The 606-nt window shown below is 66.3% G+C and carries 1 pseudogene; it reads left to right on the plus strand.

The features are described from left to right. Positions 1–606 (plus strand): annotated as a pseudogene (locus ACYQ8L_RS18575) (reverse transcriptase domain-containing protein); the annotation flags it as partial.

Genomic DNA, 606 nt, shown 5'->3' on the forward strand with positions numbered 1-606 from the left:
TGGCTGGCGAAACGGATTCCGGACGTCCGGGTGCTAGGACTGATCCGCCGCTACCTCAAGGCGGGGATGTTCGCCAAGGGGTTGGTGGTGGAGCGATACGAGGGGACCCCGCAAGGGGGCCCGCTGTCGCCGTTGTTGGCCAACGTGCTGTTGGACGAAGTGGACAAGGAACTGGAGCGGCGAGGGCCCGGTTCGTGCGGTACGCGGACGACTGCAACGTGTACGTGCGCAGCCAGCGGGCGGGCGAACGGGTGATGGGGCTTTTGCGGAAGCTCTATGGGCGGCTGCGGCTTCGGGTCAACGAGGCCAAAAGCGCGGTGGCGCCGGCGGGGAGCCGATCATTTCTGGGCTATAGCTTTTGGTACGGGCCCGGGGGCGAGGTGAGATGCCGGGTGGCTGACAAGGCCATGACTGCGATGAAGGTAAAAGTGCGCTGGATGACGCGGCGCACGGTGGGACAGAGCCTGGGTGAGGTGGTGAGACGGCTTCGGGCGTTCCTGCTGGGATGGAAGGCGTACTTCCGCCTGGCGGAGACCCCGGGGGTGTTCCGACGCCTGGACCAGTGGGTCCGCCACCGGCTGCGAGCGTTGCAGCTCAAGCAATGGA

Source organism: Deferrisoma palaeochoriense (assembly GCF_054656955.1).